General features: G+C 61.4%; 18 protein-coding genes, 2 pseudogenes and 2 riboswitches. Of the genes and pseudogenes, 12 read left to right on the plus strand and 8 right to left on the minus strand.

The window, feature by feature from the left end; translation table 11 throughout:
- Positions 1 to 154: 154 nt before the first annotated feature.
- Positions 155 to 1,207 (minus strand): lysine-2,3-aminomutase-like protein, encoded by a 1,053-nt coding sequence (locus N2601_RS16445; protein WP_104824797.1) that lies wholly within the window; start codon positions 1,205 to 1,207, stop codon positions 155 to 157.
- Positions 1,204 to 2,268 carry an EF-P lysine aminoacylase EpmA gene (epmA, locus tag N2601_RS16450; protein ID WP_104824798.1) on the minus strand — a complete coding sequence of 355 codons (1,065 nt, stop codon included), beginning with the start codon at positions 2,266 to 2,268 and terminating at the stop codon, positions 1,204 to 1,206. Before epmA ends, N2601_RS16445 begins: the two co-directional genes overlap by 4 nt.
- Before the next feature lie 151 nt (positions 2,269 to 2,419).
- Here epmA and efp point away from each other — a divergent pair, with 151 nt between their 5' ends.
- Positions 2,420 to 2,989 carry an elongation factor P gene (gene efp / locus N2601_RS16455; protein WP_104824799.1) on the plus strand — a complete coding sequence of 190 codons (570 nt, stop codon included), beginning with the start codon at positions 2,420 to 2,422 and terminating at the stop codon, positions 2,987 to 2,989.
- Between the two features lie 131 nt (positions 2,990 to 3,120).
- On the opposite strand, the gene N2601_RS16460 is transcribed toward efp, so the two are convergent.
- Positions 3,121 to 4,974 (minus strand): ABC transporter ATP-binding protein/permease, encoded by a 1,854-nt coding sequence (locus N2601_RS16460; protein ID WP_104824800.1) that lies wholly within the window; start codon positions 4,972 to 4,974, stop codon positions 3,121 to 3,123.
- Positions 4,975 to 5,142: 168 nt separating this feature from the next.
- Here N2601_RS16460 and N2601_RS16465 point away from each other — a divergent pair.
- The 9 genes and pseudogenes from N2601_RS16465 to N2601_RS16505 all read left to right on the plus strand — a co-directional run bounded on the left by N2601_RS16465 (position 5,143) and on the right by N2601_RS16505 (position 13,825).
- Positions 5,143 to 5,944, plus strand: a pseudogene (locus tag N2601_RS16465) (AAA family ATPase).
- A 62-nt stretch (positions 5,945 to 6,006) separates the two neighbouring features.
- Positions 6,007 to 6,366, plus strand: a pseudogene (locus N2601_RS16470) (NUDIX domain-containing protein); the annotation flags it as partial.
- A gap of 78 nt (positions 6,367 to 6,444) precedes the next feature.
- Positions 6,445 to 6,522: riboswitch (SAM riboswitch) on the plus strand.
- 47 nt (positions 6,523 to 6,569) lie between these two features.
- A complete protein-coding gene (metA, locus tag N2601_RS16475) occupies positions 6,570 to 7,496 on the plus strand; it encodes a homoserine O-acetyltransferase MetA (RefSeq protein ID WP_104824803.1) in 927 nt (308 codons plus the stop codon).
- A gap of 2 nt (positions 7,497 to 7,498) precedes the next feature.
- Positions 7,499 to 8,686 (plus strand): vWA domain-containing protein, encoded by a 1,188-nt coding sequence (locus tag N2601_RS16480; protein WP_104824804.1) that lies wholly within the window; start codon positions 7,499 to 7,501, stop codon positions 8,684 to 8,686.
- 280 nt (positions 8,687 to 8,966) lie between these two features.
- Positions 8,967 to 9,992, plus strand: coding sequence for an aldose epimerase family protein (locus tag N2601_RS16485; protein ID WP_104824805.1), 1,026 nt, complete (start codon positions 8,967 to 8,969; stop codon positions 9,990 to 9,992).
- Between the two features lie 121 nt (positions 9,993 to 10,113).
- Positions 10,114 to 10,887, plus strand: a complete 774-nt coding sequence (locus N2601_RS16490) for a GntR family transcriptional regulator (protein WP_104824806.1) — start codon at positions 10,114 to 10,116, stop codon at positions 10,885 to 10,887.
- Complete coding sequence (locus N2601_RS16495) at positions 10,884 to 11,915, plus strand: SIS domain-containing protein (RefSeq protein WP_104824807.1); 1,032 nt, start codon at positions 10,884 to 10,886, stop codon at positions 11,913 to 11,915. The genes N2601_RS16490 and N2601_RS16495 overlap by 4 nt, the downstream gene beginning before the upstream one ends.
- Positions 11,915 to 13,072: an N-acetylglucosamine-6-phosphate deacetylase gene (gene nagA / locus N2601_RS16500; protein ID WP_104824808.1), complete on the plus strand. Its 1,158-nt coding sequence runs from the start codon at positions 11,915 to 11,917 to the stop codon at positions 13,070 to 13,072. Before N2601_RS16495 ends, nagA begins: the two co-directional genes overlap by 1 nt.
- Before the next feature lie 24 nt (positions 13,073 to 13,096).
- Positions 13,097 to 13,825: an SIS domain-containing protein gene (locus tag N2601_RS16505; protein WP_104824809.1), complete on the plus strand. Its 729-nt coding sequence runs from the start codon at positions 13,097 to 13,099 to the stop codon at positions 13,823 to 13,825.
- A 6-nt stretch (positions 13,826 to 13,831) separates the two neighbouring features.
- On the opposite strand, the gene N2601_RS16510 is transcribed toward N2601_RS16505, so the two are convergent.
- The 5 genes from N2601_RS16510 to N2601_RS16530 form a co-directional block, all read right to left on the minus strand.
- Entirely contained in the window at positions 13,832 to 17,014 is a 3,183-nt protein-coding gene (locus tag N2601_RS16510; RefSeq protein WP_104824810.1) for an efflux RND transporter permease subunit, read from the minus strand.
- A complete protein-coding gene (locus tag N2601_RS16515; protein ID WP_445944967.1) occupies positions 17,011 to 18,195 on the minus strand; it encodes an efflux RND transporter periplasmic adaptor subunit in 1,185 nt (394 codons plus the stop codon). The genes N2601_RS16510 and N2601_RS16515 overlap by 4 nt, the downstream gene beginning before the upstream one ends.
- A 417-nt stretch (positions 18,196 to 18,612) precedes the next feature.
- Complete coding sequence (locus tag N2601_RS16520; RefSeq protein ID WP_104824812.1) at positions 18,613 to 20,442, minus strand: ABC-F family ATP-binding cassette domain-containing protein; 1,830 nt, start codon at positions 20,440 to 20,442, stop codon at positions 18,613 to 18,615.
- A 2-nt stretch (positions 20,443 to 20,444) separates the two neighbouring features.
- Positions 20,445 to 21,098: a thiamine diphosphokinase gene (locus N2601_RS16525; RefSeq protein ID WP_104824813.1), complete on the minus strand. Its 654-nt coding sequence runs from the start codon at positions 21,096 to 21,098 to the stop codon at positions 20,445 to 20,447.
- A 72-nt stretch (positions 21,099 to 21,170) separates the two neighbouring features.
- Positions 21,171 to 21,698 carry a MarR family winged helix-turn-helix transcriptional regulator gene (locus tag N2601_RS16530; protein WP_104825268.1) on the minus strand — a complete coding sequence of 176 codons (528 nt, stop codon included), beginning with the start codon at positions 21,696 to 21,698 and terminating at the stop codon, positions 21,171 to 21,173.
- A 214-nt stretch (positions 21,699 to 21,912) separates the two neighbouring features.
- Here N2601_RS16530 and N2601_RS16535 point away from each other — a divergent pair, with 214 nt between their 5' ends.
- Positions 21,913 to 23,448 (plus strand): MDR family MFS transporter, encoded by a 1,536-nt coding sequence (locus tag N2601_RS16535; protein ID WP_104824814.1) that lies wholly within the window; start codon positions 21,913 to 21,915, stop codon positions 23,446 to 23,448.
- A gap of 70 nt (positions 23,449 to 23,518) precedes the next feature.
- Positions 23,519 to 23,636, plus strand: a riboswitch (TPP riboswitch).
- Positions 23,637 to 23,686: 50 nt separating this feature from the next.
- A complete protein-coding gene (gene thiB, locus N2601_RS16540) occupies positions 23,687 to 24,715 on the plus strand; it encodes a thiamine ABC transporter substrate binding subunit (RefSeq protein WP_260303204.1) in 1,029 nt (342 codons plus the stop codon).

The raw sequence follows: 24,715 nt of genomic DNA on the forward strand, positions 1-24,715 counted from the left end.
AGGGTGATATCTTACAATTCAAAAATATGCAGCGAAGGATGTGCGGAAAAATGGTACTTGGCCGCAAGGTTAATGCGCCAATTTTCCAGCAAAATTCATTTACAAACGCGGCGCCTCAGACATCCTGAAGTAGCTGAAACCGCTCGGGAACAGACTATCCCTCCGGCGGATAGATATGCTCGCCGTCGCGATAGTCCGAGATGGAATAGCAGCCTTCGCCGAGTTCGCGGACGGCTTTTCTGCCGATGTCCGCCTTGCCGTGGCCGCCTGGAATATCGAGGATGTAGGTGGGCTGGCATAGGCCGGAAATGCGGCCGCGCAGCGCCGCGACGATCTTCTGCCCCTCCGCTATCGACAGGCGGAAATGGCTGGTGCCAGGGGCAAGATCGGGGTGATGCAGGTAATAGGGCTTGATCCGCGTCTCGACGAAAGCCTTCATCAGCGCCGCCAGCACATCCGGATCGTCATTGACGCCCTTCAGTAAGACGGACTGGCTGACTAGGACGATACCGGCATCGACAAGCCGCGCGCAGGCGGCGCGCGCCTCGGCGGTCAGCTCGCGCGGATGGTTGGAATGCAGCGCCACATAGACCGTCTTGCCGCTCGCCTTCAGGGCCGCAATCAGCGCTCCTTCGATCTTCAGCGGATCGACGACCGGTACTCGGGTGTGGAATCGGACGATCTTCACATGATCGATATCTGCGAGCGCACTGAGCATCTCCTCCAACCGGCGCGGCGACAGCACCAGCGGATCGCCGCCGGTCAGGATGACCTCCCAGATCTCCCGGTGATCGCGGATATAGGCGAAGGCAGCATCAAGTGCCGCCGCATCAAGTGTTCCAAGTCCCTGCGGCCCGACCATCTCACGGCGGAAACAGAAGCGGCAATAGACCGGGCAGACATGCACGGCCTTCAGCAGCACACGGTCAGGATAGCGATGGACGATGCCGTCGACCGGACTATAGGCATGATCGCCGATCGGATCGGCCCGCTCTTCCGGCGTGACGATGAGTTCGGCCGTGTCGGGTACGAATTGCCGGGCGATGGGGTCGGCGGGATCGCTGCGGTCGATCAGCTTTGCCATGGTGGGCGTCAGCGCGATGGCGTAACGCTCCGCCACCGCCTGTAGGGAAAGAGCCTCGCCGGCATCGATCAGACCGGCCTGTTCGAGGTCGTCGACATTTCTGATCGGGCGCATCACATTCATGAACCGAACTCCGAAACCGGCGCCCAGAGCACCTGTTCGATCCGCGAGGCCCCGGTCGCTAGCATCACCAGCCGGTCGAAGCCGAGCGCTATACCGCTCGCCTCCGGCATGGCTGCGAGAGCTTCAAGAAATTCCTCGTCCAGCGGATAGGTCTCGCCATAGATACGGGCTTTCTCGGCCATCTCGATCTCGAACCGCCGCCGCTGCTCGACGGCATTGGTGAGTTCGCCGAAAGCATTGGCGAGCTCGACACCGCAAGCATAGAGCTCGAAGCGTTCGGCCACCCGATGATCCCTAGCCGAAGGCCGAGCAAGAGCCGCCTCCGAGACCGGATATTCGTCGAGGATCGTCGCCCGGCCGAAGCCGAGATAGGGCTCGACCTTCTCGACCAGCACGCGGCTGAAAAGATCGGGCCAGTGATCGTCGTTTGCAACGCGCATGCCGACACGCCGCATCTCGGCCGCCAGATGCTCACGATCCGTCGAACCGTCGAGACCGATCGAACCGAGCAGGTCGATCCCGGCATAACGTTCGAAGGCCGCAGCGACGCTGATACGCTCCGGTGTGAGGAACGGATCGGTTTCGGCGCCGCGATAGCTGAGTTTCTTTGCCCCCACCGTCTTCGCCGCCAGCGCCAGCAGAGCGGCGCAATCGGCCATCAGCGTCTCATAGGTCTCGCCCGCCCGATACCATTCCAGCATGGTGAATTCCGGATGGTGCAGCGGACCGCGCTCGCGGTTGCGATAAACGTGGGCGAAACAGGCAATGCGCTCCTCGCCGGCAGCCAGCAGCTTCTTGCAGGCGAATTCCGGCGAGGTGTGGAGATAGAAGGGCGCCTTCTGGCCGTCCGTCGTCAGCGCCTCGGTGGCGAAGGCATGAAGATGCGCCTCGTTGCCCGGCGATACTTGCAGCGTTGGCGTGTCGACCTCGATAAAACCGTTGCGGATGAAGAATTCACGCAGCGCCGCCTGGATGGCATTGCGGCCAATCAGGAACGGCCGCCGGTCCGCGTGCACGCTGCGGGTCCACCAGGGGGACGCTTTGCTGCTCGTTGGCTCCATTGCGCGCTTTCTTCTCGGGATCGCCGGGGATGGGGGTGGCTATTTCTGCTGATTTAGGGTACTTGCGCCCCCAAGCAAACAATAGCTGCGTCTCGAGGTGCATTTCGACAGTCCCTCTACGACGCAAAGGGCAGCGTTACAAGGAAGTCTTATGGTCAAGGTCATCGCCTCTTCAGTCCGCAAGGGCAACGTTCTCGATGTCGACGGCAAACTCTACGTCGTTCTCACCGCTCAGAACTTTCATCCGGGCAAGGGCACGCCGGTCACCCAGGTCGACATGCGCCGCATCGTTGACGGCGTGAAGGTGTCCGAGCGCTGGCGCACCACCGAGCAGGTCGAGCGCGCCTTCGTCGAAGACGTGAACTTCCAGTACCTCTACGAAGACGGTGAAGGCTTCCACTTCATGAACCCGGCCACCTACGACCAGGTCGTCGTCGACGTCGAGACCATGGGCGACCAAAAGGCCTATCTCCAGGAAGGCATGACCTGCATCCTGTCGATCCACGAAGGCGTTCCACTGGCACTCGAACTGCCGCGCCATGTCACGCTGGAAATCACCGAGACCGAACCGGTCGTGAAGGGCCAGACGGCATCCTCGTCCTACAAGCCCGCCATGCTGTCGAACGGCGTACGCACCATGGTTCCGCCGCACATCAACGCCGGCACCCGCGTCGTCATCGCCACGGAAGACAACTCCTACGTCGAGCGCGCCAAGGACTGAGGAATCAGCCTATCGTTTCACGGAAAACGCCCTGTCCTCACGGATGGGGCGTTTTTGTTTTGTGCATGATCTCGCATGCTGAGCGAATTCGGGCCTATCTCGCCCGGGCGAGATAGGGCTCCGCCACAAAGCTACCGCGACGGCCCATTCGCCCTCTTGGGGCTTACGTCCGGTACCACCGCCGCCCGCGGCACGACTGCGGCAACGACCTCCTCATGTTGCACCAGCGCCTGAAGATGCAGGACGCGTGGCGACATTGCCTGAAGATAGGCTTCGGACCGGCCGATATAAATCACGGTGGCGTCAGTGAACTCCGTCAGCAACGCCGAGAACTTGGCCTGAATATCCGGCTCCAGCCCTTCCATGACTTCATCGAGGATGATCCATTTCGGTTGCGCCAGCAGCAGATGCGCGAAGGCGAGCGCCTTTTGCTCGTCATTGTCAAGGAGCCGGTCCCAGCGCGCCTGCGTATCGAGCCGGCTCTTCAGGCGGCCGAGGCCGACCTTGTCCATCGCAGCCTCGACGGCGGCATCGTCATAGGTATCCCGATCCTCGGGAAAACTGATCGCTTCGCGTAGCGTACCGCCAGGCACATAGGGCGTGTGCGGCATGAACAGCATGTCTTCCATCAGCGGCAGGCTGATCTTTCCGGAGCCGCAATTCCATTGATGCGCCAGCGATTGGAACAGCAGCCTGCGGTTCACGCCATGGTCGCCGTTGACCATGATGTGCTCGCCGGCGGCAATCGTCACCGTGCCCTCGCGGATACGGAAGCCGTTCTCGATGATATCCTCGCTGGTCTTGGTGGAAATCTCCATATCCGTCCAGACCATTTCACCGGGCGCAGCATGGTCGAAAGCAATGGTATGCGGCATGACCTTGCCGTCATCCATCTCGGTCAGCGCCTGGCGGAAATCGGTGACACGCATCAGCGTGGCGCGCCATTCCGCGATCGGGCCGAAATTGGCGACATACCAGCGCAAGGCGGTATTGACCTGGTTGAAGGCACCGACCGCCACCATCAATTGACCGATGGTCAGCCCGCCGGAGAAATAGGCGGGCGCGGCCACCAGGATCGGAATGATCAGCACCAGCCAGCCATAACCGGCCGAAACCCAGGTGAGATTGGTGTTGGCAATGGCGAGCTGACGGATGACGGCAAGCACGGCGGAAATATCGAGATTGATCCGCCGGCGCTCATTCTCCTCGCCGCCCGCAATGGTGATCGCCGGCATATGCTCGTTGGCATGCATCAGGGCAAAGCGCAGCTCGGCTTCCTTGGAATAGCGGTCGGCATTCAGCCGCACCAGCCGGCGGCCAACGAGCTGGCTCAGGAACGAGGCAGAGCCGGCATAGATGATTGCCGCCCAGACCATGTAGCCGGGAATGGAAAAGCTCATGCCCTTGAAATTGAAGACCATGCCGCTGGACAGCTCCCAGAGCACGCCGATGAAGCTCAGGAGCAGGATGGTCGCCTGTACCAGACCGATCGCAAGGCCCGTCGTGCTTTCGGCAAGATTACGCGCATCCTCGTGCAGCCGCTGGTCCGGATTGACGCCGATCAGGCCGGAGGAGGCCAGACGAAGCGCGCGCTTGGCCTGCAGCCACTGGTCGACGAGATCGCGCGCCAGGCCCTCGCGCATATAAAGCGCGGTCATTTGATTGAGCCATGCCTGCACGACGTTGAGGACCAAAAGCAGGCCGGCAATAATGCCGAAGACGCCGAGCTGATGGAAGAACGCTCCCGTATCGCGCCGCGCCAGCGAATCATAAAACGGCGCATTCCAGTTGTTGAGCAGAACCTGGACATAGGCCGTGACAAGAATAATCGCGAACAAAGCAATCGTAAGAGAAATAATCTTGATGCGTACCGCCGAATTCCAAAAGGCGGAAAACATCATGCGCAGCCGATAGAGAACGCTGAAGTCGTATCCGACCCGGTCCGCTCCCTCATTATTCGGCTTGGCTTGCGTTTCAACTGCCATCAACACTTCCCTGCGACGCACTTAATCCTCAGTTAATCATGACCTGCTCACATGTCCATCCATGCGATACATCAGCGTGATCACGTTCGGTATATACACCGTTTCACGCCTTGAACCGAATTAGGCCAAGGGATAGCTTGCGCCCGAAAGATTGATGAAAGCCTTCCAATGCAATTTCAGGGCACCGCGGACTATATCGCCGACAAGGATCTGATGGTCGCCGTCAACGCCGCCATTCGGCTGGAACGACCGCTTTTGGTGAAGGGCGAGCCTGGGACGGGCAAGACGGAACTGGCTCGTCAGGTCGCCGCAGCCCTCGGTCTCGACCTCATCGAGTGGAATATCAAATCGACCACGAAGGCGCAGCAGGGTCTCTACGAGTATGATGCCGTCTCGCGCCTGCGCGACAGCCAGTTGGGCGACGTGCGCGTCAATGACGTCAGGAACTACATCCGCCAAGGCAAGCTCTGGCAGGCATTTACGGCCTCGCAGAAATGCGTGCTGCTGATCGATGAGATCGACAAGGCCGACATCGAATTCCCGAACGATCTGCTGCAGGAACTCGACCGCATGGAGTTCCATGTCTATGAGACCGGCGAAACGATCCGCGCCGCCGTCCGGCCGATCGTCATCATCACCTCGAACAATGAAAAGGAGCTGCCGGATGCTTTCCTGCGCCGCTGCTTCTTCCATTATATCCGCTTCCCCGACGCCGAAACGCTGACGCGCATCGTCGGCCCTCACCCAATTTTTCGAGATCCGCGATGTGCCGGGGCTGAAGAAGAAACCCTCCACCTCCGAAGCGCTCGACTGGATCCGCCTCCTCGTCGCCGACGACGTCGATCCCGCCACGCTGCGCGGCGACGCAAAGAGCGTCTTGCCGAAGCTGCATGGGGCTTTGCTGAAGAACGAGCAGGACGTCCATCTCTTCGAACGCCTTGCTTTCATGGCGCGCGGGCAGGGGAAATGATGCAGCCGGATGCCGTGAAGGTCTTGATCTACGCGCTGAGCGGTCGGCATTTGCTGGTATTCGACGAGCCGGATTTTCCCACCGTCGAACTCCAGGTTCCCGGCGGCACTGTCGAACCCGGCGAAGGCATCGCAACGGCGGCGGCGCGCGAATTCGAGGAGGAAACCGGTTTTGCGCCGGACGAACTCCATCCGCTCGGCATTCATGACTATCGGTTCGAAAAGGATGGGCGCCAGCACCATCACCAACGGCACTATTTCCGCTGCCGCATCTCCGAGACGGCGCCCGCCACCTGGCTTCACTATGAAATGACGCCGTTCGGCGGCGGCGATCCGATTGGCTTCCGTTTCTTCTGGCTGCCGATCGAGGACGCCAGGCTACGCCTCGGCTATGGCATGCAGGCGCTCCTTGGTCATCTGTAGGCGACAACCGACATACGCAACCGCCCGCTTTTCCCGGAAAAGCTTGCCCATTGACCCGCAGGGGCAGCAGGTCTATTGAATTTCTCCCGTGGTGATTTGGCCGGCCGGCTTGCAGCCACGTTAAAAAAGTCGCTAAAGGGCCGCGTGCGGACCGGTAGCGATTCTTATCGCGGCCGGTTTTTTGTTTTTGTCGAGTGATAACGATGCCCATCAAGATTCCCGATACGCTGCCCGCGTTCGAAGCCCTCCAGAGCGAGGGTGTGCGGGTGATGACCGAAACGGTGGCGATCCGGCAGGATATCCGCCCCCTTCAGATCGGGCTTCTCAACCTCATGCCGAACAAGATCAAGACCGAAGTGCAAATGGCGCGCCTTGTCGGCGCCTCGCCCTTGCAGGTGGAATTCTCGCTGATCCGCGTCGGCGGCCACAAGGCCAAGAACACATCGGAAGAGCATCTGCTCGCCTTCTACCAGACTTGGGAGGAGGTGAAGCACCGCAAATACGACGGCTTCATCATTACCGGCGCGCCGATCGAGCTGCTGGATTATGAGGAGGTCACCTACTGGGACGAGATGCAGCAGATCTTCGACTGGACGGCGACCAATGTCCATTCCACAATGAACGTCTGCTGGGGCGCGATGGCGGCTGCCTATCATTTCCATAGGGTGCCGAAATATACGCTGAAGGAAAAAGCCTTCGGGGTCTATCGCCACCAAAACCTGAAGCCGTCCTCGGTCTATCTCAACGGCTTCTCCGATGATTTCGCCATTCCGGTCTCGCGCTGGACGGAAGTGCGCCGTGCCGACATCGAAAAGGTGCCGGGGCTACAGATCCTGATGGACTCCAGCGAGATGGGCGTCTGTCTGGTCCACGAGCAGGCCTGCAACCGGCTCTACATGTTCAATCACGTGGAGTATGATTCCACCTCGCTGGCGGACGAATATTTTCGGGATGTGAACGCGGGCGTGCCGATCAAGATGCCGCACAATTATTTCCCGCATAACGACCCGGAAATCGCGCCGCAGAACCGCTGGCGCAGCCATGCGCATCTGTTCTTCGGCAACTGGATCAACGAGATCTACCAGACCACGCCCTATGATCTCGAGGAGATCGGCCAAGAGAGGTTCTGAGCTTGTTCATTCCCTTCTTCCTGAAACTGAAGGAAGCGAAGGTTCCGGTGACGCTCCGGGAATTCCTGTCGCTTCTGGAGGGGATGGAAGAAGGGATCGCCGATTACGACGTCGAGGCCTTCTACTATCTGGCCCGTGCGGCGCTGATCAAGGACGAGCGCTTCATCGACCGTTTCGATCAGGTCTTTGCCGATTACTTCCGCGGTGTCGAGGCGGTCGGCAGCGATGCGCCGCCGGCCGAGCAGGTCGCGATCCCCGAGGAATGGCTGCGCAAACTCGCTGAAAAACATCTGACGGACGAGGAAAAGAAGCTGGTCGAGGCGCTCGGCGGCTTCGAAAAGCTGATGGAGACGCTGCGTCAGCGTCTTGCCGAACAGAAGGGCCGGCACCAGGGCGGCTCGAAATGGATCGGTACGGCGGGCACGTCGCCGTTCGGCGCGTATGGCTATAACCCCGAAGGCGTGCGCATCGGCCAGGACGCGTCCCGTCACCGCAAGGCGGCGAAAGTCTGGGACCGCCGCGAATTTCAAAATCTCGACGACAGCGTCGAACTCGGCACCCGCAACATCAAAGTGGCGCTGAAACGGCTCCGCCGCTGGGTGCGCGAAGGAGCTGCCGAAGAGCTCGATCTTTCCGGAACGATCCGCTCCACCGCAGAGCACGGCTATCTCGACGTCCAGACCCGGCCGGAGCGGCGCAATGCCGTCAAACTGTTGATGTTCTTCGATGTCGGCGGTTCGATGGATGATCATATCCGTGTGGTCGAGGAACTATTCTCCGCCGCCCGCGCCGAATTCCGGCACATGGAATATTTCTATTTTCACAACTGCCTCTACGAAGGCGTATGGAAGGACAATCGCCGCCGGCGCGCCGATATTACCGCAACGGCCGACCTGATCCGCACCTTCGGTCCCGACTATCGCGTCGTCTTCGTCGGCGATGCCTCGATGAGCCCCTATGAGGTCACCCATCCCGGCGGCTCCGTGGAACATTGGAACAGGGAGGCCGGCGAAGCCTGGCTCAGCCGTATCACCGGCCATTTCCGCAAATGCGTCTGGCTCAATCCCGTGCCCGAAAACTATTGGACCCACACCACCTCGATCTCAATCATCCGCCGTCTGCTTGCCGAGCGGATGTACCCGCTGACGCTTGGTGGTTTGGAGAGGGCGACGAAGGAACTGTCCCGCTGAGACAATCTACATTGATTGCCTGCTTGTCTTCATCATGCATGCTTGATGGCGATGGCTAGGCACAAGACCGCGGCAAACCCGAACAAAACACCTCGCCGGCCTGTCGTACGCATTGCACATTTCCGGCGCAGTCTGCCGGTTCCGAAGCCGTCGGGAGAAACCCGAGCGGCACTTGATCGGCCACCCGCCGCCTCTAAATTTCGCAATCGACCGATTGCGGACCGGCGCAAATGGGGGCAGGGTCAAGCCTCGAATTTTCAATGGGAATGGATGAGCTGATATGACGAAAGACAATTTGGAGCGGGAAGTTTTCGGGACGACGGCCGATGGAGAAACGGTCTATCGCGTCAAGATAGTCGGCGGCGGCCTGACGGCTCACATCATGACCTGGGGTGCCGTCATTCAGGACCTGCGGCTGGACGGCCATAGCCCGTCCCTGCTGCTCGGCTTCGATGACTTCGCCGATTATCCGGCCCATTCCTCCTATTTCGGCGCCACGCCCGGCCGCTGCGCCAACCGCATCGGCGCCGGCCGTTTCACGCTGGACGGCAAGGAATATCAGCTCGACCTCAACGAAAAAGGCGTCACCCATCTGCATGGCGGCAAGGATAATACCGCCAAGCGCAACTGGACGATCGTCGAACACGCCATCGACCGCGTCGTGCTGAAGATCGTCGATCCGGATGGCCGCGCCGGCTATCCTGGCAATTGCACGATCCAGGCGACCTATTGGGTGCATGGCAACGGCGAATTCTCGGTTACCTATGAATCGACGACCGATCAGCCGACGCTCGCCAATGTCTGCCAGCACGCCTATTTCAACCTCGATGGCCACGACGACGCGCTCGGCCACGACATCATGATCGCCGCCGACCACTATACCCCGACGGATGAAAAGCAGGTGCCCACGGGCGAAGTGCGTCCCGTCGCCGACACTGTCTTCGATTTCCGCGAAATGGCGCCGATGATGCGCTTCGATGGGACCGAACAGGCGCTCTACGACCATAATTTCTGCCTGTCGTCCGAACGCACCGCCAAGCGCTCGGTGGTGCTGGCACGCAGCGTCAATTCCGGCGTCTCGCTGGAAGTGCGCACGACCGAGCCCGGGGTGCAGTTCTATGCGGGCTTCAAGCTGGATGTTCCCGTTCCCGGCCACGATGGCCGCAAGATCGGCCCCTTCGCAGGGTTCTGCCTGGAAACCCAGGTCTGGCCGGATGCCATCAACCACGAGGGCTTCCCGAACGCCGTTCTTCGTCCCGGCGAAGTACTGCGGCAGGAAACGGATTACATCTTCACCAAGAACTGAGCTGAAGGTACCCAATCACGGAATTGTCGGCCGGGCGCACTGCGCCCAGCCGATTGAATTTTAGCCCCGCAGATCAGATTCACCTTGCAGATTGGTTCTAAATAGGTTCTATGAAGGACCCATGGATAGAACCAGTTTAGTCGCTGAATTGAACAGTCGTGGCCTGCGCGACGCGGCCATGAGCGGCCCGTTGTACAAGCGCCTGGCGCAGGCGCTGACCGGGCTCATCCAGGAAGGCCTGCTGAAATCGGGAGCAGCGCTGCCGGGCGAGCGCGACCTGGCCGAGGCATTGCAGGTCGGCCGCGTCACGGTCCGCACCGCCTATCGCGATCTGCTGGCCTCCGGCGCGATCGAGTCACGCCATGGCAGCGGTACTTTCGTGTCGCAGCGCGTCGAGCGTATCGAACAATCGCTCTGGCGCCTCTCCTCCTTCTCCGCCGATATGCGCTCGCGCGGTCGCGAGCCGGCGGCAAGGATCCTGTCGCGCAGCGTCAGCACGCCGGCACCCGAAGAATCCTTTCTGCTCGGTCTCGGGCAGGACGAGCCCGTGCTGCGGCTCGATCGCTTGCGCCTGGCCGATGGCCAGCCGCTCGCCATCGAGCGCGCCGTCGTACCGATCAAATTCGTCGGCGAGGATGCGGTTTCCGAGGGTTCGCTCTATGATGCGCTGGCTGGAAACGGCTTCAAGCCGGTCCGGGCCCTGCAACGGCTGACAGCCGTGACGCTCGATCCGACCTCCGCGTCGATCCTCAACGTCAAAGCCGGCGCGCCCGCGCTTTTGATCGAACGTATTTCACGCCTGGAAGACCAGCGCGTCGTTGAATACACCCGCTCGCATTATCGCGGCGATGCCTATGATTTCGTTGCCGAATTGAGAATTGGAGATGACCTATGAGCGAGACCCAATCCCTGATGCTGACGGAAGCCGGCCAGTCGCCGGATGTTGTCGCGGCGCTGCTTGAGAAAGAAAAGCCCGTCTTTGCTGAAATCGCAAAGCTCTTCACCTCTACGCGTCCCTCTGTTATCACCACGGCCGCACGTGGGTCTTCCGACCATGCCGCCACCTTCTTCAAATATCTCTTCGAGATCTCCCATGGCGTACCCGTCGCGTCGGTCGGTCCGTCGATCGCCTCGGTCTATGGCGCCCCCCTGCATCTAAAGGGCGGCATCCACTTCACCGTATCGCAATCCGGCGGCAGCCCCGACATCATCGCGCTGCAGGCCGCCGCCAAGCAAGGTGGTGCCACCACGATCGCCGTCGTCAACGTCACCGACAGCCCGCTCGCCAAGGAGGCCGATATCGTGCTCGGTCTCAACGCCGGCCCGGAAAAGAGCGTCGCCGCCACGAAATCCTTCATTGCCTCCGTCGCAGCGCTCGCCGGCGTCACCGCCGCGATCTCGGGAAACCAGGCGCTTGCCGCCGGCCTCGCCAAATTGCCGGAAGCGCTTGCAGCGACATCGGGGATCGACGGCAAGGCCGCCGAGGACGTGCTGTTCAACGCGACATCGCTTTATACCGGCGGTCGCGGTCCAGCATTCGCCATTGCGCTGGAGGCAGCCCTGAAGGCCAAGGAAACCTCTGGCCTGCATGCCGAAGCCTTTTCGCTTGCCGAGCTGATGCACGGACCGATGCGGCTAGTGCAGCCGGGCTTCCCGATTGTTGCCTTTTCGCCCGACGATGCCGCCTTTGCCAACAATGCCCAGGCGCTGGAGCGCCTGCAGAAGCTCGGCGCCACCGCCGTCTCCTTCTCTACCGCTCCGCTACCCGGCATCAACCTTCGCATGCCGACCACCGGCAACGGTTTGCTCGACCCGCTGGTGTCGCTGCTCTGCTATTATCGCCTCATCGAATCCGTGACGCGTCGCAAGGGATTCGATCCGGATAAGCCGGCTAATCTTCTCAAGGTAACGGAGACCATGTGATGGATTACAAGGTCTTTACCGGCGCCCGCGTCTTCGACGGCGAACGGTTTCACGAGGACAGCGCCTTGGTGACCGGCAATGGCCGGGTGCAGGCGATCACCGCCGCCAACAATGTGCCGGATAATGCCGAAGTGATCCGCCTTGACGGCGGCGTCCTGTCCCCCGGCTTCATCGACGCACAGGTGAACGGCGGTGGCGGCCGCATGCTGAACGACGGCCCTTCGCCGGAAGCCATGTATACGATCGCCGAGGGGCATCGCCCCTATGGTACGACGGCGCTGCTGCCGACGCTGATCACCGATATCGCTGCGACGACGACGGCGGCGATCGAGGCGGCGACCGAAGCCGTCAAGGCCAACCGAGGCGTCGTCGGCCTGCATCTCGAAGGCCCGCATCTGGCGCCGGCCCGCAAGGGTGCACATCTTGCCGAACTGATGCGCCCGGTCGAAGACAGCGACGTCAAGACCCTCATCCGCGCCCGCGAGGCGATCGGCATCCTGCTGGTCACCATGGCGGCCGAGCAGGTCACCGCACGCCAGGTACAGGCGCTGAACGAAGGCGGCGTCATCGTCAGCATCGGCCATAGCGACTGCACCGCGGAAGCGGCCGATGCCCGCTTCGACGCCGGCGCCCGTGGCGTCACCCATCTTTTCAACGCCATGAGCCAGATGGGTCATCGCGCGCCGGGCCTCGTGGGCGCAGCGATCGACCATCCCGCGCCCTGGTGCGGCATCATCGCCGATGGTCACCATGTCGATCCACGAGCCCTGCGCATCGCGCTTCGCGCCAAGCGCGGCGAGGGCCGGCTGTTCTTCGTCACCGATGCCATGTCGCTGGTTGGCACCGACCTTCCGAGCTTCACCCTGAACGGCCGCACCGTCTATCGCACCAAGGGCGGCTATTGCTCGAAGCTGACGCTGGATGACGGCACGCTTGCCGGCTCCGATGTCGATATGGCCTCGACGATCCGTTACGGCGTCAATATCCTTGAATTGCCGCTGGCAGAAGCCTTGCGCATGGCGACGTCCTATCCCGCGCGCTTCCTGCGGCTTACCGACCGTGGATATCTGACGCCCGGCGCGCGTGCCGATCTCGTCCACATCAATGACGGCATCGAAGTCACCAAGACATGGATCTCCGGCCAGCGATCGGCCTGAAACCGCAAACGAGAGAGGCACGGAATGACCGCAGTCACGGACAGCTATTTCTCCGCCCTCATCGGCCGGCTGGAAACCTTGCGCGAGACGCTCGCCGAGCCGATGGCCAAGGCTGCCGCCGTCATCAGCGCGGCGGCGCGCGCCGATCGACGCGTCTATGTCTTCGGCACCGGCCATTCGCATATGCTGGCGGAGGAGGTGCACTACCGCGCCGGCGGCCTGGCCTTCACCATCCCCGTGCTGGTCGGCTCCGCCATGCTGCACGAAGGCGCCGTCATCAGTTCGGTCTATGAGCGCACCGAGGGCCTGATACGGCCGATTTTCGAGCGCTACGGCATGCAGTCCGGCGATGTACTGATCATCGCCTCCAATTCCGGCGTCAATGCCGCCCCGATCGAGGCTGCCGATTACGGCCGCGAGATCGGCGCGACCGTCATCGCCATTACTTCCCTCGCCTACTCCACCGCTATCGCCAATGGCCGCCGGCGGTTAGCCGATATCGCCGATATCGTCTTCGACAACGGCCTGCCGCCTGGCGACGCCGTCATCGATCTGCCAGGCAGCGATTTGAAAGTCGGGCCGGCATCGACTGCGATCGGCGCCACGGTGTTGAATGCCGTTTTTGCCGAAGTCGCCGCCGAGCTTTGCAAGGACGGCGACCCGCCGGTCTATCTCAGCGCCAACATGCCGCGCGCCAAGGAAATCAATCAGCGGCTGGTGAAAAAATACCGGCCGCGCAATCCACATCTCTGATCCGTATCACTGCGCCGCGGCGTCGTGGGCTGAAGGCGCTTCCGCCGCAGCCTCCGCCGCCGGCCGGCGCCGCCTGCGCAGCACGACGTAGAAGACGGGCGTCAGGAACAGGCCGAACAACGTCACGCCGAGCATGCCCGAGAAAACCGCCGTACCCAGCGACTGGCGCATTTCCGCGCCGGGGCCGGTGGCGATCATCAGCGGCACGACGCCGAAGATGAAGGCGAAGGCAGTCATCAGGATCGGCCGCAGGCGCAGATGGCTGGCCTCGATTGCCGCTTCGACGGCACTCTTGCCCTCCTCCTGCGCCTGGCGGGCGAATTCCACGATCAGGATCGCGTTCTTCGCCGCAAGGCCGATCAGCACGATGAGGCCGATCTGCGTCAGGATATTGTTGTCCATGCCCCTGAGATGCACGCCGATGAGGGCAGCCAGCACCGCCAGCGGCACGATCAGGATGATGGCCAGCGGCAAGATCCAGCTTTCATACTGCGCCGAGAGCGCCAGGAAGACGAAGATGACCGACAGCGCGAAGATATAGACGGCCGTATTGCCGGTGTTCCTTTCCTGATAAGCGAGCTCCGTCCATTCGAAGGTCGTACCCGCCGGCAGGAGGTTCTTCGCCAATCCTTCCATCGTATCGAGCGCGGTGCCGGTCGAAACTCCCGGCCCCGGATTGCCCTGGAGGGGGACCGAGACATACATGTTGTAGCGTTGGACAAGCGTCGGCCCGGTCGTATCCCGAATGTCGACCAGCGTCCCGAGCGGCACGAGCGCACCGGTTGCCGAGCGAACTTTCAGAGCGAGAATATCCTCCCGGTCCATGCGATATTGCTGGTCCGCCTGCGCCCGTACCTGATAGACGCGGCCGAAGGCGTTGAAGTCGTTGACATAGGACGTGCCGAGATTGATCGACAAGGTCTCGAAGATATTCGGGATCGGCACGTTCAGCGCCCGCGCCTTGTCACGATCGACCGCGAGGAAATATTGCGGGCTATTGGCCGAGAAGGTGGTGAAGACGCCGCTGACCCCCTTGTTCTGCGCGGCCACGCCCATGAGCTGATAGGCCAGCGGGAGAATCCGGCGCATATCGGCATTTTCCCGGTCCATAAGCTGCATCTTGAAGCCGCCGGAATTGCCGACGCCGCGGATGGAAGGCGGCGGAATCGCGATGATGAAGGCTTCCTGGATGCCCTGCAGGCTGCCGTAGAGCTGACCAATGATTTTGCTGGCGCTCTCCCCGTTCTTCAATCTCTCCTCAAACGGTTTGAAGGGCGTGAAGATGACACCGGAATTCGAGGCATTCGTGAAGGTCGCGCCGTTGAAACCGGCGAAGGCAACAGCGTTTTCGACGCCCGGCGTTTTCCTGATGATCTCGGTCGCCTTCTGAATGACGGCGTTGGTGCGCGCGAGCGACGCTCCATCCGGAAGCTGTACGACAACGATGGCATAGCCCTGGTCCATGGTCGGGATGAAGCCTTGCGGCACGATCTTGCCCATGTACCACGTCGCACCCAGCAGCCCGACGAAAACGACAAGAGCGCAGCCGAGCGCGACCCAGGTCGTGACGAGATGGCTGATGACCCAGGAATAGCCGCTGCTCATCCGGTCGAAGCCGCGGTTGAAACCGTTGCCAAGAGCGCGGCCGAAGCGCGAGAAGATGTTATTCGATTTCTTATGGTCATGCGGGCGCAGCACGATCGACGCGATCGCCGGCGACAGCGTCAGCGAATTCAGGCAGGAAATCGCTGTTGCAACGGAAATCGTCACCGCGAACTGCCGGTAGAACTGCCCCGATATGCCGGGAATGAAAGCCGTCGGCAGGAAGACGGCGATGAGGACCAGCGAAATCGCCAGCACGGCGGTACCGACCTCGTTCATGGTCACGTGCGACGCCTCTTTCGGCGTCATCCCGAGCGCAAGATTGCGTTCGACGTTTTCGACGACGACAATCGCATCGTCAACGACGATGCCGATGGCGAGCACTAGGCCGAACAGCGTCAGCATATTGAGCGAGAAGCCGAAGGCCAGCAAAAAGGCGAAGGTGCCGATCAACGATACCGGGATGGCGACGATCGGAATAATCGCCGTTCGCCAGGATTGCAGGAAGACCAGCACGACGATGGCGACGAGGATCGCTGCCTCGAAGATCGTCTTGTAGACCTCGTTGATCGATTCCGAGATGAACTCCGTCGGATTGTAGACGATGCGATATTCGAGGCCCTGGGGGAAATCCTGTGCCAGATCCTTCATCGTCTTCTGGATATCTGCGGCGGCATCGAGCGCATTGGTGCCGGGCCGCGAAAAGATGCCGAGCGCAACGGCGGGAGCACCGTTCAGATAGCTGTTGGTGACATAGTCCTGCGCGCCGAGTTCGATGCGCGCCACATCCTGCAACTGCACGAGCCGACCGCTATCCGTCGCCTTGACGATGACATAGCGGAATTGTCGCGCATCGGAAAAGCGCCCCTGGGTCGTCACCGTATATTGAAAGGCATTGGTGCCCGAAACCGGCGGCCCGCCGATCGAGCCGCCCGATACCTGCACGTTCTGATCCCTCAAGGCCTGGACTATATCGCCGGCCGTCATGCCGTAGGCGGCAAGCTTTTCGGGGTCGAGCCAGATGCGCAGCGAATATTGCCGCTCGCCGAAGAGCTGCACGTCGCCGACGCCGTCGAGCCGGACGAGAAGGTCGCGGATGCGCGTGCGGGCGTAGTTGGAGATATAGAGTTGATCATAGCGATTGCTCGGAGAAAGCAGATGCACGACCATCATCAGGTCAGGCGAGCTTTTGACCGTGGTGATGCCGATGCGGCGAACCTCATCCGGCAGGCGGGGCTCGGCGATGGAGACGCGGTTCTGGACCAGAACCTGCGCCTTGTCGAGATCGGTGCCGAGCTTGAAGGTAATGGTCAGCGACATCGAACCGTCGGCGCTGGAATAGGAGGACATGTAGAGCATGTCCTCGACGCCGTTGACCTCCTGCTCGATCGGCGTCGCCACCGTATCGGCAATGGTCTGCGAATCCGCACCCGGATAGGAGGTTCGCACCACGATCGTCGGGGGTGCCACTTCCGGATATTGCGCGACCGGAAGCTGGAAATAGGCGATGCCGCCGACGATCAGCAGCACGATGGAAAGGACCGACGCGAAAATCGGCCGGTCGACGAAGAAATGGGAAAATCTCATTGGTCCGACCCCTGGACCGATGCCTGTGTCGGCGCCTCCTCGTTGGTCGCATCCGGCGGCAGTTGGACCAATTGCGGTGCAACCTTGACGCCGGGCCTGATGCGCATCAGCCCGTTGACGACGATGGTTTCGTCGCCAGTCATGCCGCTGCGGATGACGCGGTAGCCGTAAAGCTTCGGCCCAAGCCGCACGGATTTCGGCGTAACGCTGCCATCGGCACCGACGACGTAGACGACGCGCTGATCCTGATCGGCGCCGATGGCCTCGTCGGGAACAAGGACCGCCTTGTAACTATTGGAACCCGCGACCTGGATGCGCCCAAAAAGGCCAGGCTGCAAGACGAGATTCGGATTGGGGAAGCGGGCGCGCACACGGATCGTGCCGGTTTGGTTGTCGACGCGGTTTTCCGCGAAATCGAGCTTGCCCTTGAACGGCTGCTGGCGATTGTCGGCGATCATCACGGTGACATCGAGGCCGCCGCCGCCCTGCTGCAGAACACTGCCGTTCTTGCGCGCCTCATCAGCATAGGAAAGCAGCCGCCGTTCATCGACGTCGAAATAGAAGTCAATCGGATCGAGCGAAACGATGGTCGTCAAAACGGTCTGGTCCGCCTGGACGAGATTGCCGACCGAAATCAGGCGCCGGTCGATGCGGCCGCTGAGCGGCGCAGTGATCCTGGTATATTCCATGTCGAGCGAGGCACGATCGACAGCCGCCTGCGCGCCGCGGACATTTGCCTGCGCCGAGATCAGATCGCGGCGGCGATCGTCGAGATTGGATGCGGACAAACTGCCGGTACCCGCCAATGCCTGCGTGCGCTGAAATTGCGCATCGGCATTCGTCAGTGTCGACTTCGCGACTTCGAGGGAAGCCGTGGCTTCATTCAGCGCGTTGACGTAGGGCCGTTGGTCGATGACGAAAAGCAGGTCTCCCTGCTTGACTATGGTACCGTCCTGAAAATGCACCTCCTGCAGATAGCCGCCGATGCGCGAGCGCACGGAGACCTCATCGACCGGCTGGAAGCGGCCGATGAATTCATCGCTGTCGATGACATCGCGGACCACGGGCTTGGCGACCGTCACCGGTGCCGCGGGCGGCGCATTTTGCGCTAGCGCCTGAGATCCCGTGAGAACAGCAATTGCACAGCTTAAGAAAGCGACACGCGCCAGCGTCATCGGCATGAAGGAACCCCCTGACCAATAAATCACCCACGGCAAAAACTGCCGCGTCAAGCGTTCATGATGTCTGCCTGCAGCCTTCCGCGAAGGACCTACACCGCCAGCGGCGGAATCTCGTCAGATCTCTTCGGACTTCTCAATGCGTCGCGGATGACTGACGATCCGCGGCGTCCTCCAGCTCTGGAACGCCGTGCGTTGGTTTAAACGCAGAAGGGGCGCTCTGGACGTTTGAACCTGGAGCATCTGTTCGCTTGGAGGGGATATTTACCTGAAAGCAGGATGCTCTAGTCTGGTACTTTCAACACAATGTATAAACAGTTTATCGAATTCGACAACAGGGAATAGCACCGGCTGCAACCATCTGTTTTCTTTAATATACCGATGGCTATGAAAGGTTGATGACACGGTTTGAACCGCGCCTCAGCCCTCCAGCTCTTCCCGCAGCATCTCGAGCTCCAGCCATTCCTCTTCCATTTTCGTCAGGCTGTCGCGCAGCTTTTCCATCTCGGCCGCAAGGCGGTTGAAGCTTGCCGGATCCTTGGCGAAGAGGTTGGGATCGGCCATTTTCTTTTCGCGGGCGGCGATGTCAGCCTCGGCCTTCGCCATCTCCTTCGGCAGGTTTTCCAGGGCGAATTTCTGCTTGTAGGAGAGCTTGCCCTTACCCTTCGAAGCTTCAGCGGTGGCTGCCTGCGTCTCCGCTGCTTTCGGCTTCTCGGCTGCCTTTTCGGCTCGCTTGCGCTCCTCGATTGCGCCCTTGCGCTGAGCGAGCATGTCGGAATAGCCGCCGGCATATTCGATCCAGCGGCCGTCCGGCTCTTCGGGATTGGCAGGTGCGATGGTTGAGGTCACGGTCCGATCGAGGAAATCACGGTCGTGACTGACGAGGATAACGGTGCCGTTGAAGCCGGCGACGATCTCCTGCAAGAGGTCAAGCGTCTCGATGTCGAGATCGTTGGTGGGTTCGTCGAGGATCAGGAGATTGGTCGGCCGCGACAGGATACGCGCCAGTATCAGCCGGGCACGCTCGCCGCCGGAAAGATTCTTGATTGGCGTACGCGCCTGTTCCGGCTGGAACAGGAACTCCTTCATATAGCCGGTGACGTGCCGCTGCTCGCCATTGACCAGCAGGTTTTCACCGCGGCCGTCCGTCAGGTAATTGGCGAGCGTATCCTCCGGATTGAGGTCTTCGCGCTTCTGGTCGAGGGTGGCGATCTCCAGATTGGTGCCGAGCTTGACCGTGCCGCCGTCCGGCGGCAATTGGCCTGTCAGCATCTTCAGGAGCGTCGTCTTGCCGGCACCGTTCGGACCGACGAGACCGATACAGTCGCCGCGATGCACCCGGATCGAAAACGGCGCGACGATAACGCGCTCGTCATAGGTCTTGGTGATCTTGTCTGCCTCGATCACCAGCTTGCCGCTTTCCTGCGCGTCGGCCGCCGCTGCCTGCACCGTGCCCTGCGGTCCCTTATGGCCGCGATGGCGCGCGCGCATGTCCTGCAGCTCGCCGAGGCGGCGCATATTGCGCTTGCGCCGCGCGGTCACGCCGTAGCGCAGCCAGTGCTCCTCGCGCTCGATCGCCTTGCCGAGCTTGTGCTGTTCCAGCTCCTCGGCCTCCAGCACCTGGTCGCGCCAGCCTTCAAAAAACGCGAAGCCGCGATCGAGCCGCCGCGACGTGCCGCGATCGAGCCAGACGGTCGCCGTCGACACCTTTTCCAGGAAGCGCCGGTCGTGCGAGATCAGCACCAGGGCGCTGCGGCTCTTCTGTAGCTCGCCTTCCAGCCATTCGATGGTCGGCAGGTCGAGATGGTTGGTCGGCTCGTCGAGCAGAAGGATATCCGGTTCCGGCGCAAGAACGCGGGCAAGCGCCGCGCGGCGCGCCTCGCCGCCCGAGAGGTTTTTCGGGTCCTCCTCACCGGTCAGGCCAAGATGGGAGAGCAGGTAGGTAACGCGATAAGGATCGTCGCCCGGTCCGAGCCCGGCTTCGGCATAGGCGGCCACCGTCTTATAGTCGGCGAAATCCGGCGCCTGCTCGAGATAGCGCACCGTCGATGACGGATGACGGAACACTTCGCCGGACTGCGCCTCGACAAGGCCGGCGGCGATCTTGAGGAGGGTCGACTTGCCGGAGCCATTGCGGCCGACAAGGCAGATCTTATCGCCCGGCTCCACCTGCAGCCCGGCGCCGGCCAAGAGCGGCGCGCCGCCGAAGCTCAGAAAGATGTCGTCGAGTTTCAGGATGGGAGGGGCCAAGATCAGACTCCGCTGAGATCATAGGGGCGGGCAAGGACGATCGCCCTGCCGCTGCCGAGCGAAAGGCGCACAGTGCCTTCAGCCACATTGGAAATGGTGCGCGACGCGCCGAAGGGCAGATGGAAATCGCGCAGGGGATAGCGGGCGTTGTGAATGAAGAGACCCTTCAAGTCGCTGAAGCCCAGAATGGAAAACAGCGAGCCGGCCGGCAGCGCCAGTTCCAAGTCGCCCGGCAGCAGCGGCACGGCCTCTTCATCGCCCGAGGTCAGCAGCACGTCGAAACCTTTTTCGGCGAGCTGAACGCCATTGAGCAGATGCTGGATCGCGTGATCCGAACGTTCTCCACCCATGGCGCCGGCGAGGATCAACCGCTTCGCACCACGATTGATCGCTTCCGACACGGCGATCTCGCCGTCCGTCGCTGCCTTTGCCTCCGGATAGGGCTGCTTGGGCACATCCGGAAATGCACCGTGCAGATCCGCCGGCGTCGAGTCGAAATCGCCGACCCAGAGCTCGGGCGTCGCCTTGAGCGCCACGGCATGGCGCATGCCGCCATCTGCCGCAATGAAACGGCTACCGGCGACCGCCGCGCGCAGCCGGTCCGTCAGGCGAAGCTCGCCGCCGAGAAGGATGGTGAAGGTGGTGGATTGGCTCATGTGCCAAGCCCATAGCGCAAAGACGCGTCCTAAGGGAAGAGCGCTGTTGGCAAGAACGGCGGTGTCAGCCGTTCAGCCGTCTGTTTCCTTGATGCGCGCCTGGAAAACCTGCTCATAACCGCTGACGAACCGATCGAACAGCAGCGAGAAAGTCTCGATGTCCTCGGTCGACCAGTCGGCAATGATGCTCTCGATGACCGAAAATTTCTGCGCCTGGATTTCGGCGAGCAGCCTTTGGCCCAGCGCGGTCAGCACGACCACGATGCGGCGCGCATCCGCCTGCGAGGCTTTGCGGCGCAGAACGCCGCGGGCGACCATATCAGCGACGATGCGGCTTGCCCGCGATGGATCGATGCGCAGGATGTCGGCGATGGTCCCGACCGTGACTTCGCCGGCCTCTTCCGCGCGCCTTACGGCATCGATGACGTCGAGATGCGAAAGCTCCAGGCCCGGCGCAACGTTCTGGATGGCAAGCCGACCGATCATGCGGCGGCCGGTCATCAGGCGCATGCGGGTCATCACCTGCCCGATGCGCAACCGGTTTTCATCTTCGGGCAAGGTTGAGGCTTCAACTTCTCGTGTGTTCGTCGCTGATGTCATCATTCCAACATATCAGAGACGGATAGGAATTAAAATATGCAAACAGCATTCACTTGCCATTGACAGTTATATGCTGATAGCACATATATTGTTTCGGAACATTCGCTTTCGAAGACCTGTCCGAAAACGCCATGTTCCGCATTCAGGAACCGGGGCGTTCCCATGCGTTCGGTCGAGCGCATAGCGTTTCGGGCAAGCTCGGATTTCTCGTTCCATGGATATGCAGACCACGCCCGCGCCACTCGTGGCGGATCATCGCCGCCGGCTGATTCTCTTCTTTTTCCTGATGACCGCCATGTTCATGGCAACCCTCGACAACCAGATCGTATCGACGGCGTTGCCGACCATCGTCGGAGAATTCGGGCACTTGGAACGCTTCGGCTGGATCGGCTCGGCCTATCTGCTGGCCCTATCCGCCTCGATGCCCGTTTACGGCAAGCTCGGTGACCTCTTCGGCCGCAAATATGTGATGATGACCGCCATCGCCATCTTCACCGTCGGTTCGGCCGTCTGCGGCCTTGCAATATCGATGAACACGCTGATCGCCGCCCGCGTGCTGCAGGGCCTTGGCGGCGGCGGCATTCTGGTATCAATCTTCTCCGTCAACGCCGATCTCTTCGAACCGCGCGAACGCGCCCGTTATCAGAGCTATTCCAGCCTAGTGCTGATGGCCTCCGGCGCCATTGGCCCCGTTCTTGGCGGCACGATGAGCGACCTTTTCGGCTGGCGCTCGATCTTCCTCGTCAACGTGCCGATCGGCTTTATCGTTCTGGCCGGCCTCGCCTTCATGCTGCCGTACCGCAAACCGGCCCGCAAGCCGAAGATCGACTATGCCGGCGCGCTTCTCCTTGCGCTGACGACCACCAGCATCGTACTTGCCGCTGACGGCACCGAACTCTTCGGCTCATTGCTTTCGCCGCAATGCCTCGGGATCATCGTCTTCGGTGCGCTCTGCGCGCTGGCCTGGGTTTTCGTCGAACGCCGCGCGCCGGAGCCGATCGTGCCGATGACGCTGTTCCGCAACCCGACCTTCGGCCTGCTGCTGATCATCTCGGTCACCAGCGGCGCGGTGGCAATCGGCATGGTCAATTATTTCGCGCTCTTCCTGCAGACGACGACCGGCCTGTCGCCATCCATGGCGGGTCTGCTGTTCATTCTGTTGACCGGCGGCATCGTCTGCGGTTCGCTTTCTGCCGGCCGGCTGATCTCGATGAGGGGTCGCTACAAGCCCTTCGCCATCGCCAGCGCCGCCTGCAGCACCATCGCCTTCGCCACGCTGGCGCATGTTCACGCCGGCACGCCGATCGTCTTCATCGGCGCCCTGATGCTGCTGCATGGCATCGGCATCGGCCTGGCACAACAAGTCCCGGTCATTGGCGTGCAGAATGCCGCAGCCAGCCGCGACGTCGGTGCCGCCACCGGCGCCGTGACGCTCTCGCGCATGGGCGGCGCCTCGATCGCCATTTCCATCTACGGCGCCATCATCGCCGCCAAGCTCGGCAATATCGGCGTTTCCATTCCCGGTGTCGCCAATATCGAGGAACTGACGCCGAAGATGATGGCGGCCCTGCCGGACGCCACGCGCGAAAGCGTTGCCAATGCCTATGCGAGCGCCTTCAGCCCACTGTTCATGACGGCCGCCGCCATCTGTTTCCTCGGCCTGCTGACGGCGATCTCATTGAAGAACGTGCAATTGCCCGGCTCCGCCAAGAAGCTCGACAGCCAGGCGGCTGCGCACGCAGCCGAGTAAAACGAACGTACTGCAATCGACAGGGGAATCATTCCCCTTGTCATCCCTTCGTCACAGGAATAAACCTGCCAACGCTCTAACGGGGTGCCTTATGTCTTTCGAAGACATCTGGCTGAGAGGCTTTCACCGGCCAACCCGCGGAACCTGATCCGGCTAACACCGGCGGAGGGATTAGACGCGTGACAAAATCATGGCGCCCTTTTCCCGTTCAAAACGAAACCAACGAGGAGGCGCTGTCATGCCCAACCGATCGCTATTGTCACTGTTTACCGGCTTGGCTCTCGCCGCCGGCGCAACGCTTTTCGCCGCCCCGGGCGCCGAAGCCGCCGACAAGACGCTCACCATCTACACCTATGAAAGCTTCACCGCCGACTGGGGTCCGGGCGCCAAGGTCAAGGCCGCCTTCGAGAAGACCTGCGGCTGCACGGTCAATTACGTCAGCGTCACCGACGGCGTGGCGCTGCTTTCTAGGCTGAAGCTGGAAGGCACGGGCACGAAAGCGGACGTCGTTCTCGGCCTCGACACCAACCTCGTCGATGAGGCCAAGGACACTGGCCTGTTCGACGCCAGTGGCATCGACACATCAGGCCTGAAGGTTCCGGGCGATTTCAAAGACGACGTCTTCGCCCCCTATGACTACGGCCATTTCGCCGTCGTCTACGATACGCAGACAGTCAAGAATCCGCCAAAGAGCCTGAAGGATCTGGTCGAGGGCGATCCGTCGCAGAAGATCGTCATCGAGGACCCCCGCACCTCGACGCCGGGCCTCGGCCTGCTGCTCTGGGTCAAGTCGGTCTATGGCGACAAGGCGGCCGATGCCTGGACGAAGCTCAAGGGCCGCATCCTGACCGTGACGCCCGGCTGGTCGGAAGCCTATGACCTCTTCACCAAGGGCGAAGCGTCGATGGTGCTCTCCTATACGACGTCGCCGGCCTATCATATGGTCGTGGACAAGACCGACCGCTATCAGGCGGCCGCCTTCTCCGAAGGTCACTATATCCAGATCGAAGTCGGCGGCCTGATCAAGTCGTCTGCGAACAAGGACCTTGCCCGCGACTTCCTGAAGTTCATGGTTTCGCCCGGCTTCCAGGACACAATCCCGACCAACAACTGGATGATGCCGGTCTCGGCCACCTCCGAACCGCTGCCGGATGCCTTCAGCAAGCTGGTCGTCCCTTCGAAGACCTTCCTGATGAGCCCCGATGTGGTCGAAAAGAACCGCAAGGCCTGGATCGACGAATGGCTGGCCGCCACCAGCACCAATTGA

The organism is Rhizobium sp. CB3060, assembly GCF_025200735.1.
In the GTDB taxonomy this organism is placed as follows: domain Bacteria; phylum Pseudomonadota; class Alphaproteobacteria; order Rhizobiales; family Rhizobiaceae; genus Rhizobium.

Coding starts and splice junctions, on each gene's coding strand:
- N2601_RS16445 (WP_104824797.1), bottom strand. CDS start 1,207: ATGAATGTGATGCGCCCGATCAGAAATGTCGACGACCTCGAACAGGCC.
- epmA (WP_104824798.1), bottom strand. CDS start 2,268: ATGGAGCCAACGAGCAGCAAAGCGTCCCCCTGGTGGACCCGCAGCGTG.
- efp (WP_104824799.1), top strand. CDS start 2,420: ATGGTCAAGGTCATCGCCTCTTCAGTCCGCAAGGGCAACGTTCTCGAT.
- N2601_RS16460 (WP_104824800.1), bottom strand. CDS start 4,974: ATGGCAGTTGAAACGCAAGCCAAGCCGAATAATGAGGGAGCGGACCGG.
- metA (WP_104824803.1), top strand. CDS start 6,570: ATGCCCATCAAGATTCCCGATACGCTGCCCGCGTTCGAAGCCCTCCAG.
- N2601_RS16485 (WP_104824805.1), top strand. CDS start 8,967: ATGACGAAAGACAATTTGGAGCGGGAAGTTTTCGGGACGACGGCCGAT.
- N2601_RS16490 (WP_104824806.1), top strand. CDS start 10,114: ATGGATAGAACCAGTTTAGTCGCTGAATTGAACAGTCGTGGCCTGCGC.
- N2601_RS16495 (WP_104824807.1), top strand. CDS start 10,884: ATGAGCGAGACCCAATCCCTGATGCTGACGGAAGCCGGCCAGTCGCCG.
- nagA (WP_104824808.1), top strand. CDS start 11,915: ATGGATTACAAGGTCTTTACCGGCGCCCGCGTCTTCGACGGCGAACGG.
- N2601_RS16505 (WP_104824809.1), top strand. CDS start 13,097: ATGACCGCAGTCACGGACAGCTATTTCTCCGCCCTCATCGGCCGGCTG.
- N2601_RS16510 (WP_104824810.1), bottom strand. CDS start 17,014: ATGAGATTTTCCCATTTCTTCGTCGACCGGCCGATTTTCGCGTCGGTC.
- N2601_RS16515 (WP_445944967.1), bottom strand. CDS start 18,195: ATGCCGATGACGCTGGCGCGTGTCGCTTTCTTAAGCTGTGCAATTGCT.
- N2601_RS16525 (WP_104824813.1), bottom strand. CDS start 21,098: ATGAGCCAATCCACCACCTTCACCATCCTTCTCGGCGGCGAGCTTCGC.
- N2601_RS16530 (WP_104825268.1), bottom strand. CDS start 21,698: ATGACATCAGCGACGAACACACGAGAAGTTGAAGCCTCAACCTTGCCC.
- N2601_RS16535 (WP_104824814.1), top strand. CDS start 21,913: ATGGATATGCAGACCACGCCCGCGCCACTCGTGGCGGATCATCGCCGC.
- thiB (WP_260303204.1), top strand. CDS start 23,687: ATGCCCAACCGATCGCTATTGTCACTGTTTACCGGCTTGGCTCTCGCC.